The sequence below is a fragment of the Reyranella sp. genome (assembly GCF_036558665.1).
Taxonomy (GTDB): Bacteria; Pseudomonadota; Alphaproteobacteria; order Reyranellales; family Reyranellaceae; genus Reyranella.
On sequence record NZ_DATBFE010000092.1, the window covers coordinates 1 to 11,114 of the forward strand.

9 protein-coding genes are annotated in these 11,114 nt (G+C 65.9%); 4 read left to right on the top strand and 5 right to left on the bottom strand.

Features of this window, described 5'->3' with window-relative positions; genetic code table 11:
- The first annotated feature begins 35 nt into the window (after positions 1-35).
- Complete coding sequence (locus VH499_RS14950; RefSeq protein WP_332053539.1) at positions 36-1,601, top strand: AMP-binding protein; 1,566 nt, start codon at positions 36-38, stop codon at positions 1,599-1,601.
- Positions 1,602-1,691: 90 nt separating this feature from the next.
- Here the strand turns inward: VH499_RS14950 and VH499_RS14955 are convergent, their stop codons facing one another.
- The 5 genes from VH499_RS14955 to VH499_RS14975 all read right to left on the bottom strand — a co-directional run bounded on the left by VH499_RS14955 (position 1,692) and on the right by VH499_RS14975 (position 7,085).
- Positions 1,692-2,186: a hypothetical protein gene (locus VH499_RS14955; protein WP_332053540.1), complete on the bottom strand. Its 495-nt coding sequence runs from the start codon at positions 2,184-2,186 to the stop codon at positions 1,692-1,694.
- A gap of 29 nt (positions 2,187-2,215) precedes the next feature.
- Positions 2,216-3,487: an adenylate/guanylate cyclase domain-containing protein gene (locus tag VH499_RS14960; protein ID WP_332053541.1), complete on the bottom strand. Its 1,272-nt coding sequence runs from the start codon at positions 3,485-3,487 to the stop codon at positions 2,216-2,218.
- 170 nt (positions 3,488-3,657) lie between these two features.
- Complete coding sequence (locus VH499_RS14965) at positions 3,658-4,281, bottom strand: DUF1326 domain-containing protein (RefSeq protein WP_332053542.1); 624 nt, start codon at positions 4,279-4,281, stop codon at positions 3,658-3,660.
- Between the two features lie 113 nt (positions 4,282-4,394).
- Positions 4,395-4,922, bottom strand: coding sequence for a hypothetical protein (locus VH499_RS14970; RefSeq protein ID WP_332053543.1), 528 nt, complete (start codon positions 4,920-4,922; stop codon positions 4,395-4,397).
- Between the two features lie 126 nt (positions 4,923-5,048).
- Positions 5,049-7,085 (bottom strand): protein kinase domain-containing protein, encoded by a 2,037-nt coding sequence (locus tag VH499_RS14975; protein WP_332053544.1) that lies wholly within the window; start codon positions 7,083-7,085, stop codon positions 5,049-5,051.
- 284 nt (positions 7,086-7,369) lie between these two features.
- Here VH499_RS14975 and tssH point away from each other — a divergent pair, with 284 nt between their 5' ends.
- The 3 genes from tssH to VH499_RS14990 form a co-directional block, all read left to right on the top strand.
- The gene (gene tssH, locus VH499_RS14980) at positions 7,370-10,039 is read left to right on the top strand and encodes a type VI secretion system ATPase TssH (protein WP_332053545.1); all 2,670 of its coding nucleotides are present in this window, start codon (positions 7,370-7,372) and stop codon (positions 10,037-10,039) included.
- A gap of 31 nt (positions 10,040-10,070) precedes the next feature.
- Positions 10,071-10,547 (top strand): type VI secretion system tube protein Hcp, encoded by a 477-nt coding sequence (locus VH499_RS14985; RefSeq protein ID WP_332053546.1) that lies wholly within the window; start codon positions 10,071-10,073, stop codon positions 10,545-10,547.
- Positions 10,548-10,821: 274 nt separating this feature from the next.
- On the top strand, positions 10,822-11,114 hold a 293-nt coding region (locus VH499_RS14990; protein WP_332053547.1), incomplete at its 3' end, for a YMGG-like glycine zipper-containing protein.

Here is an 11,114-nt window from a genome sequence, read left to right on the forward strand (position 1 = left end):
GGCAGGATGAAACGGCAGGATCGGGAGGAGAAGAAATGAAGAACGGCATCACACAGGCTCCCACCACGACCACGATGGCTCTGCGTGCCCTGGCGCGCCATCCGGCCCGCCGTGCCTTTGTATGGGATGGCGGCGTCCTTACCTATGGCGCGACGCACGCCCTGATCGGCCGATTGCAGGCCGGCATGGCGGCGGCCGGCCTCGGCAAGGGCGAGACCGTGGCCTTCCTCAGCTCCAACAGTGCCGAAACCTGGTGCGCGGGCGTCGCCGCGCAGGGCCTGGGCCTCATCATCACCTGGCTGCATCCTTTGGGCGCCCTGGGCGATCATCTCGATGCGATCGCGGACGCCGGAGCGAGCGCGCTTGTCGTCGACCCGAGGACCCACGCGGCGCGCGGCGGCGAACTGTCGGCGAAGGCGGCCGATCGGCTGAAGGTCGTGCTGACGATGGGCAAGGCCGATTTCGGTCAGGACCTGCTGGCGGCGGCCGAGAAGGCGGGTGAGGCAAGCCCGATCGACCTGGCGTCGGCCGACGACTACGCCATCATCAACTACACGGGAGGCACCACCGGCAAGTCCAAGGGCGCCATCCGTCGCCATCACGCGACCGCGGAGGGTGTGCTGGCCATCGCCGCGGATTTCGAGCTTCCTGCCACGCCGCGCTATCTCGCCGCGGCGCCCATCACGCACGTTTCCGGCACCAAGGTGCTGCCCTCCCTGCTGCGCGGCGGCGAGGTTCATCTGCTGAAGGGCTTCGAGCCGGACAAGTTTCTCGCCACCATCGAGCGGGAAAAGATCAACCTGACGCTGATGGTGCCGACCATGATCTATGTCATGCTCGACCATCCGACGTTGGGCAAAACGGATCTGTCGTCACTGGAGTTGCTGCTCTACGGCGCCTCGCCCATGTCGCCGACGCGCCTGGTCGAGGGGCTGGAGCGGATCGGTCCGATCTTCAGCCAGCTCTATGGTCAGACCGAATGCTACCCGGTGAGCGTCCTGCGCAAGGAGGACCACGACAAGCGTCGCCCCGAGCTCTTCGGGTCCTGCGGCTTTCCCCTCGCCTCCTGCACGGTGAGTCTCCGTGACGAAAGCAATCAAGAGGTGAAGCAAGGCGAGGCGGGCGAGATCTGCGTGCGGTCCACCCACACCATGGAAAAGTACTGGAAGCGGCCCGAGCAGACGGCCGAAGCCTTCGCCGGCGACTGGCTGCACACCGGCGACATCGCCCGGGCCGACGAGCGCGGCTATCTCTACATCGTTGATCGCAAGAAGGACATGATCGTGTCCGGTGGCTTCAACATCTACCCGCGCGAAGTCGAGGACGTCATCTCTTCCCATCCCGACGTCGCCATGGTGGCGGTGATCGGCGTTCCGCATGAAAAATGGGGCGAAGCCGTCACCGCCCTGGTCGTCGGCAAGGAAGGAACCCGGCCCGCGGCCGAAGTGCTGATCCAACTGGTGAAGGATCGCAAAGGCGGAACGCACGCCCCCAAGAAGGTCGAGTTCGTCGACAGCCTGCCCCTTACCGCCGTCGGCAAAGTGGACAAGAAGGTGTTGCGGGCGAAATTCTGGGAAGGCAGAGACCGCATGGTGGGCTAAGGGTCCGGACTCAATATTGATCCAGTAGGAGAAGCTGGCGGCGAGGTAAGGACAACCACCCCAAGAAGGCCCAGCTTGGCAGTCTCGCCCTTATTCCGGCAACCCCGCCGACCTCAGCGGGGCAATCAGGGCCTCCAGATCATCCTCGCGCCTATAGGGAAGCCCAAGTGCCCAGCGGCTGACGGAAAAGTTTGGATGCTCTGCAAGTAGTTCCTTCGCGGCCGATCGCGCGTCGTCCTTGCTTGCGAGGTTCCAGAGCGCCGCGATCAGGGTCGTCTGCGCGGTGAGCCACCTTGCTCTGGCCTTCAACACGCGCCGGGCGATATCGCGGGCCGCCGCAAAGTCTCCCAGGTGAAACCTGGCGCGCGCCTCTTCGGCGAGGGAGTGGGTGATGCTGAGCGGACTTAGTCGCTGCGCCTGCTCTGCGTACACGGCGGCTTTCCGGAAGTCGCCGGCATAGCAGTGAAACATGCCCGCCATGTGATAGGCGGACCAGCTGCTGGGGGCGAGCGCAATGGCCTTGGCGCCGGCGACGAGAGCCTCGTCATGACGGCGCAGGAAAGCGCAGGCGTACCCCGTGATCAAGTAGCCGTCGGCGCTTTCGGGATCCGCCTTCAGGGCACGGTCGGCGCATTCAAACGCCGCCTCGTAGGCGGCGCTGGCATTAGTGACGAAGCCGAACCGGCTTGGTCGACCAGCGTAAACCCCAGGAAAAGAAGCGCCGGCGTAAATCCGGGGTTGATGGCCAGGGCGCGCTCGCAAGCCTCTTTTGCTTGCGCGTGCGTGTGCTTGCCGAACTGGACGTAGTAACTCTGGGCCTTCGCGAACTGCTCGTAAACCAGCGGGCTGCCGGACCGTTGGCGCCAGACCCGCGCCTGCTCGCCGAAGGCCAGGCGCACCTCCAGTGCCGAGACGATGTCCTGTGTGATCCGGTCCTGCAGGGCGAACACGTCGTCAAGGTCGCCGTCGAACCGATCCGCCCATACGTGGCCGCCGTCCAGGCTGTCGATGAGCTGCGCTGTCAGCCGGACGCGATTGCCGCTCTTGCGGACGCTGCCCTCCAGCACATAGCGGACGCCCAGGATGCGGCCGATCTCGCGCACGTCCTTTGACTGGCCCTTGAAGACGAAGCTGGAGTTGCGCGCAATCACCATCAGCTCCTCGATCTTCGAGAGCGTGGTCAGCACATCCTCGGCAACGCCGTCGGCGAAGTATTCCTGTTCGGGATCGCCGCTCATGTTCTGGAACGGCAGCACCGCAATCGAGGGCTTGTCGGGCAATAGAAGTGGCACGCCGGGAGATCGGGGCGACTCGACGACCGGCTGTTCCGGTTGCGCCGCGGCCGCCGTCTTCCAGTCCACCGGGTCCCATTTCACCAGGTAGGCGTGCACGGGACGTTCGATGTTCTTCAGCTCAAGCGTGCCCAGGTCCTCGAGCGTGGCCTTCACCCGCCCGGCGACAGACTCGTGAACCGTGCGCGAGATCACGATACCCCCCGGCGGCGCGGTCGCCTCGAGTCGCGCCGCCACGTTGACGCCGTCGCCGTAGAGGTCGTCGCCGTCGACGATCAGATCACCCAGGTGCAGGCCGATGCGAAAGAGCAGCGCACTGTCAGTCGGGACGCCACTGTTGGCCTCAACCATCGACTGCTGGATCTCAATGCAGGCGTTGAGCGCTTCGACGGCGCTGGCGAATTCGATCAGGGCTCCGTCTCCGGTCAGCTTGACAAGCCGACCGCCACGCCGGGCCAGCACCGGGTCGAGTCGTTCCGCGCGATTCTGGCGCAGGCGGGCCACCGTGCCGCTCTCGTCGCGGCCGACCAGCCGCGAGTAGCCGACCACGTCCGCCGCCACGATGGCGGCCAGCCTGCGCTGCTCCTGCGCCACGAACTTGCCTCCCCGGGGGTCCTGCGTGGATCGTAGAGGCGTCCTGCCGCGGCGACAACCGACCGCGCGGACGCCCTCCACTCGTAGATCACGAGCACCGCCGCGCGACCTGCCGACGATCCCCCGCACGTCAGCAGCGGCAGGAGCGGGCGTCGCGACGGCAGGTCCGGTCAGGCGGCCCAGGCGAACGGCGCGAAATGCCCGTTGTTGCCTTTGCCAAGAAGACTGAGAGAGAGGCCGAAGCCCTGGACCTCGGTCTTCTTCGAGCGTGCAAGGGCGAGCCGGCGATTGGCCGGATGGGAGGTGTTGTCGATATAGAACGGCTCGCCCGAGCGGTTGCGTGAGGCCACGCCCTCGATCTCGAAGGTCATGACACCGGGGATGTCGGCGACACGACGCAGTCCGTCGATCGTGAATTCGATGCGTCCAAATTCGACACCGCGGAAATCCTTCACCAGATTGTCGCGGATCATCTGCGGCGGTCCGCCGGCCTTGCCGCTCACGATCTCGGCCAACGCCGTGCGTTGGGCCTCGCCTGCGCGCTCGTCGACGACGCAGCCGAATACCCAGCCGCCGTCGGCCATGACGCGGCCGGACCGTATTACGAGCGCAAACTTCAGGCCGTCGAGGGAAACGTCGCGGTTGCGGCCGCGGTCGATGCGGTAGGCCATCAGGGCGTAGCAATGTTCATGCGTCGCTGCCGCCTGCGGGTTGGTGTAGATGCAGGGACAGAGATAGTCGCAATTGCAGCTTTCCATATACTCGCCGCTCAGTTCCCAGGTTTTCTCAGCCATGTCGGGCTCCCTCGACTGCAAGCCGCAGTCTATCCCGATGATCGCCGTAGCGGCGACACAGGAAGGCGGCGCGCCTGTTCATCTCCTGTCGCGGCCCAGCTTCGGCGGCGGGCCTACTGCCGCACTTTGATGGCATCGGAGATGAAGGCGGCTTCGCTGGCTGCGATGGGCGACGCCGACTCGCGACAGAATGCGGCACCCAGGATCCATCTTTGTGCCGGTCCATTGCGTACAAACGCCAGGCACTGCCGCCGGCCTTTCTGGAACGTGACATAGGGCTGCTGCCCATCGTTGCCGTTCGGAGTCCAGCCAGCCGCGCCGGCCGTGACGTCCTTGAGGGCATCGGCCGTCCGGATCCATTCGATCATGCTCGAACCCGCCGAGACCGGAGGCAATCCGCCCGACCCGCGCGGGTCGACCAGGCTGTACAGGCCGACCTCGGATTCACTCATCGCATCGGCAAAGGTGAGCCGCCAACCCTGAACGCTGCCGATGCGAAACGTCCGCACATTCGACGTCCAGCATCTCGTGAACGGCACGCCGTATACGGGGGCACTGCTGCAAGGTATCTCATTCGCAAAGGTCCACCTTTCCTGGGCAAAGCTCGCCGTGGCGGCGAACACAACCAGCAGCAACGACATGATCGCCAGTACGCGGTGAGGTCGTACCAGCTTCCAATGGGAGAGCTGGGGCGGTTGCGGGCGACCACTGGGCTTACAATCCCGCCGATGGCCAGGTGCTTTGCGACTCAAATCGGGAGCTCCCTGCTAACGCAGAGGTATCAAGCCGTAGGGGCAAGAGGCGGCATTCGGAAAATCGATGCGCCGCCCCGACGTATCCTGACACGACACGCCGCCATAGGACGATGGCGAAGCTGCAGTCCGGGCTCTTGCCGATGCATCTTCCCTGCGCCGCGCCTCTTCGGCTTTCTTCTGCTCCTGATCATACTTCGCCAGGGCCGGCGCCGCCTCCTTGAGCAATGCCTGTTGTTGCGCTGCGGTCACGAAGCCGGTTGCCGGCTGATTGCGTGCTTTCTGCCAGCCGCTGATCATGTCGCGTGAACGTGGCCCGAAGACGCCGTCGAAGCCGCGCGTGTCGAAGCCGAGCGAGGTCAAGGCGACCTGGATCCGCTGACGGTCGCTCGACGTGAGGCCCAACGCGGCCTCGGTAGCCTCCGCCGACTTCTGGGCTGCGGCATCGGCTTCTGCCTTTTGCCTGGCCTCGGCCTCGGCCTTCTTCATCGCCTCGGCTTCCTTCTTCAGCCAGGCCTCGGCATCCGCCTTGCGTCTCGCGTCGTCCTCTGCCTTTTGCTGTGCCTCCGTAGCCCCCTTTTGCTGGGCTTCCGCCGCAGCCTTCTGCTGCGCCTCCGCCGCAGCCTTCTGCTGGGCCTCGGCCGCCGCCTTCTGCTGCGCTTCCGCCGCCGCCTTCTGCTGCGCTTCTGCCGCAGCCTTCTGCTGCGCCTCCGCCGCTGCCTTCTGCTGAGCTTCCGCCGCAGCCTTCTGCTGAGCTTCCGCCGCCGCCTTCTGCTGAGCCTCCGCCTCGGCCGCCGCCTTCTGCTGCGCTTCTGCCGCCTTTTGCTGCGCTTCGGCTTCGGCCTTCTGCCGCGCCTCGTCTTCCGCCTGGGCGTTGGCTGCCGCATCGCGGCGATCGGCCGTCGCCTCCTGATGCTGCGCAGGCGGGGGGACAGACTTCGGCGCCAGTGCCAGATACCCGCCTACCGCCAGGACAAAGGCTGCCGCCGCCACGCCACCGTAGAGCGCGATACGCTTCCTGCCGGCCGGGGCACCGGCAGTCGTTGGAGTCGATCCGCTGCGGGTCGATGGCGGCACGGGCGGAGTTGCCGTGCCTGCCGCTCGGGCCGGCTTCGGTCTTGCCGCGACCACGGTCAAATCGCCCGCCGATGCCTCGGTTGGAAACAACATGTCCCGCCAGAGAGCGATCGATTGCGGTCGGTCCTTCGACCGCACCGCCAGACCTGTATCGATCCCTCGCAGCACGTCAGACGAAAAGCCCGGAGGCGAAAGCTTGGTCAGAGGCTCGTACGCGTCGTTGAGCGCCCGTTCCAGGGAACTGGGCGGCGCATGGCCTGTGATCGCATGATAGAGCGTCGCCGATACGCCGTAGATGTCCGTCCACGGCCCTTGCTTGTCGGAGGTGAGCTGTTCGGCAGCGGCATAGCGCGGCGTGAAGATCGCCGTCATCGCAGCGGTTCGATCGGCCATCGCCGCCCGCGATGCGCCAAAATCGATCAGCGTCGGGTTGTTCTTGGCGTCGAGAATGACGTTGGCCGGCTTGACATCGCGATGCAGGAACCCCGCCTTGTGAATCTCCTCCAGGCCGTCGAGCAGCCGCCCGAGCAGGCGCTCGGCGATGCTCGATGGCAGCTTCCCGTTCTGCTTCAGACGCTGTTCGAGGGTGTCGCCGCGAGCCAACGCCATCACCATGTACGCCGTTCCGTTGGCTTCCAGGAAGTCGTAGACCCGCACGATCGATGGGACGGCCTCGAGTGTCGCGAGAATGCGCGCCTCCTCGAGAAAGCGCTCGCGTCCCCACACAAAATCCTCCGCCAACTGCGTCGAGCGAGGCACGACCATCGTGCCGTCCTCGCGCAGCGCCAGGGACGTCGGCAGATACTCCTTGATCGCCACCTCGCGGCCGAGCGTTGCGTCCCGTGCGTAGTAGGTGATCCCAAAGCCGCCCTGACCCAGAACGGACACCAGCTCATAGTTGCGCAGACGCGTGCCCGAAGGCAGCGTCCCGCGGAGTTCGTTCTGCTTGGCGTCAGCCTGGGGATCGGCCGCCATAACCATCCTCGTCCATCGAGGTGACGCCGCAACTTTACCCTATGTTGCGCCTGGACGCAGGGTCAAGATTGCGCCCTTCCCGGCCGGTCGGGATGACCCGTGCCGTCCTTGTCCCGGCCCCGGATACAAAGGGCGCTGCGGGTCGCCGCGTCCAATGGTTGAGTTGGTCGTCGTTCATCCGAATATTCTGTTGTCGAGCGTACGGACGTTGCAGGATAGTTCGGCGATGGTCGGTGCGCCGCCTGTCCGCCAGGAATGAAGTCCTTGGAGGAAACGAGATCCACGTGCGCTCGATAGAGCTGAAGCCACTGATCGGTCGCCTGAACGACGTCTGCCGTCGAGCCCTCGAGGCAGCGGCCGGGGTAACGGCCCTGCGAACGCACTACAATGTCGAGATCGAGCATCTCCTGATCGGGCTTCTCGACCGCTCCGATACCGACTTCGCCGCGATCCTGCGCCATTGGGAGGTCGAGCCGGCACGATTGCTCGCGGACCTCAACCGATCGCTCGATCGCATGAAGACGGGTAACGCTCGCGCGCCGGCGCTCTCCCCCGACATCGTGGACATCGTCAAGGAGGCGTGGTTGCTCGCCTCCGTGGAACAGGGTGCCAGCCGCGTGCGATCCGGCCATCTGCTCTGGGCACTGCTCGCCGACGAGATGTTGGCGCGTCGGGCGCGCGAATCGTCGGGGCATCTGGCGCGCGTTCTGCCCGACACGCTCAAGACCGACTATCTGAAGATTTGCGCGAACACCGCCGAGGCCGCGCAGGCGACCGGTCAGGCGGTCGGTTCCGAGGCGGCGAGCACGGGGTCGGGCGACGTGCGGCCGGGCGGGTCGGCGGCACTCGACCAGTTCACGATCGACCTGACGGCGCAGGCGAAGGCCGGGAAGATCGACCCGATCCTCGGCCGCGATCCCGAGATCCGGCAGATGGTCGACATTCTCACACGGCGCCGGCAGAACAACCCGATCCTCACCGGCGAGGCAGGTGTCGGCAAGACCGCGGTCGTCGAGGGTCTCGCGCTGCGCATCGCGGCGGGCGACGTGCCGCCGGCCCTGCGCGACGTGACCTTGCGCACGCTGGATCTTGGCCTCCTGCAGGCCGGCGCCGGCGTGAAGGGCGAGTTCGAGAACCGATTGAAATCCGTGATCGAAGAGACCAAGGCCAGCCCCAAGCCGATCATTCTGTTCATCGACGAGGCGCACACGCTGATCGGCGCGGGCGGCGCGGCCGGACAGAACGATGCTGCCAATTTGCTGAAGCCGGCCCTTGCCCGCGGAGAGCTGCGCACGATCGCCGCGACGACATGGGCCGAATACAAGAAGTACTTCGAGAAGGATGCCGCCCTCACCCGCCGATTTCAGCCGGTGAAAGTCGAGGAACCGAGCGAAAAGGTGGCGATCGCCATGATCCGCGGCCTCGTCTCGACGCTCGAACATCATCACAAGGTGCGCATCCTCGACGAAGCGGTCAGCGAGGCCGTCCGCCTTTCGGCCCGCTACATTCCTGCCCGCCAGTTGCCGGACAAGGCCGTCAGCCTGATCGATACCGCCTGCGCGCGCGTGGCAATGACCCAGAATGCCGTTCCCGCGCCGATCGACGATCGCCAGCGCCGTATCGGCCTTATCGATACCGAGCTGAAGATCGTCGAGCGGGAGATGTCGTCGGGTGCCGACCATACGGCGCGGCGCGACGAGTTGCTGGCCGAACGCCTTCGCACGAGCGACGAGCTGGTCGATCTGCAGAAACGCTGGGACGCCGAGCGCGCCATTGTCAGCGAAATGGACGCCGTGCGCACCAGCATCGATGCCGCCGCGCCTGGCCAGGGCGGTGCCGGCGACGGCGGGTCGGCCAGCGACGGGCAGGTCCAGCGCGCCAGGCTGGCGGAGCTTTCAACGCGCCTGCGTGCGTTGCAGGGCGAACAACCGTTGATTTTCCCCGTCGTCGACGGGCAGGCGATCGCCGCCATCGTCGAAGGGTGGACCGGCATTCCCGCCCGTCGCATGCAGGTCGACGAGATCCGCACCGTGCTCAATCTGCGCGAGGCCATGGAGCGACGCGTCATCGGTCAGGGGCACGCCATCGAAGCGGTCGCCCAGGCCATCCGCACCAGTCGCGCCGGCCTGACCGACCCGCGCCGCCCGATCGGCGTCTTCCTGCTGGTGGGCACGTCGGGTGTCGGCAAGACGGAAACCGCGCTCAGCCTCGCCCAGCTCCTCTATGGCGGCGAGCAGAACGTCACGACGATCAACATGGCCGAATTCAAGGAAGAGCATAAGGTCAGCCTGCTGATGGGCAGTCCGCCCGGCTATGTCGGCTACGGCGAGGGCGGCGTCCTGACCGAGGCCGTGCGGCGACGGCCCTACAGCGTGGTTCTCCTGGACGAGATGGAAAAGGCCCATCCGGGCGTCCAGGACGTGTTCTTCTCGGTGTTCGACAAGGGGACGATGAAGGACGGCGAGGGCCGCGACATCGATTTCAAGAACACCGTCATCATCATGACCTCGAATGCCGGCACCGAGCTGATCGACAAGCTCTTCGCCGATCCGGAGACCGCACCCGACGCGGCCGGCTTGAGCGAAGCGCTCGGCCCCGAACTGGCAAAGTATTTCAAGCCGGCGTTTCTCGGCCGCGTGCGGCTGGTGCCGTATCTGCCGCTGTCGGACGAGGTCATCCGGCAGATCGTCGAGCTGCAGCTGAGCCGCATCGAGGCGCGCGTCTTCGACAGCTACCGCGCCGCTTTCGAGCGCGATCCGGAGCTCGTCGAGGCGATCGCGGCGCGCTGCACCGAGACCGCGTCGGGCGCCCGCAACATCGAAAAGATCCTGTCGGGGAGCCTGCTGCCGGAGCTGTCGGCCGAGGTCCTGGCGCGGCTCGCCGAGGGCCGGACGATCGGCCGCATCCATGTCGGAATGGACCCCAAAGGGACATTCCGCTATAGTCTCAACTAGTTAACGACTGGCGACTGGAAGGGGAGCGGCAATGGCGATCTATATGAAATACGGCAGCATCAAGGGGCCGGTCACGACCACCGGCTACAAGGACTGGATCGAGCTCACCTCGTTTCAGTGGGGTTGCGGGCGCGGCATCGGCACCGCGGCGCGCGGCTCGACCTCGCGCGAGAGCAGCGAGCCCAGCCTCAGCGAGGTCGTCGTCACCAAGCCGACCGATGTTGCCTCGCCAAAGCTCTTTATCGATTCGGTCGCCGGCGAGATGAACAACGACGTAACGATCAGCTTCACCACCACCACCAAGAACGAGATCAAAGAGTTCTTGAAGTACCAGCTGACCAACACCGGGATCAGCGGCTATTCGCTGTCGAGCGGCGGCGACATGCCGTCGGAATCGCTGTCGCTGAACTTCACCAAGATCAGCAAGACGTTCACCGGCATGGACCCGGCGACGAGCGGCAGCCCCGAGACGGTCGGCTATGATCTGACGCAGATGAAGACCACCTGAGGGTGCTGGGCAGGACCAGGCGGGACGCGGTCGCCGGCTGCCTGCAAGCCGGCGACCTCCTGTTCGAGTAAAACGACGGGAGTGTGGGTCGACAGCATCACCGGCTTTGAACATTTCGTGCCGCAGGCGCCGGCTCGCCGGACCGCGATTTCGCGGCAGCGGGCGGCAACCAGTCTTCAATATTTCTGTCGGAATACTGGGACGCCGCTCGAGGGAGCGGTCGAGCAAGCCCTCGGCATGTGGCGGATCGGCAGTTCGCAAAGGTGAGGCTGGAATGGGGTCGATCACGACGAGATTTGCGAGTGTCGCGCTGGCGCTCGTTGCGCTGGCAAGCGGTGCGGCGGCACAATCCTATTACGACGACCAGGCCTGCCGGCAATACGCGGCGCAGGCGGTGGCGCCGCTGCAGAACCAGGTGAATTCGCAGGCGGTCGGCAGCGCGCTGCTCGGCGCCGGGCTCGGCGCGGCGATCGGCGGCGCCGTCGGCGGCGGCCGCGGCGCAGGCATCGGAGCGGCGTCGGGTGCGTTCCTCGGCGGCGTCAACGGTGCGGCGAACGCCCAATACGC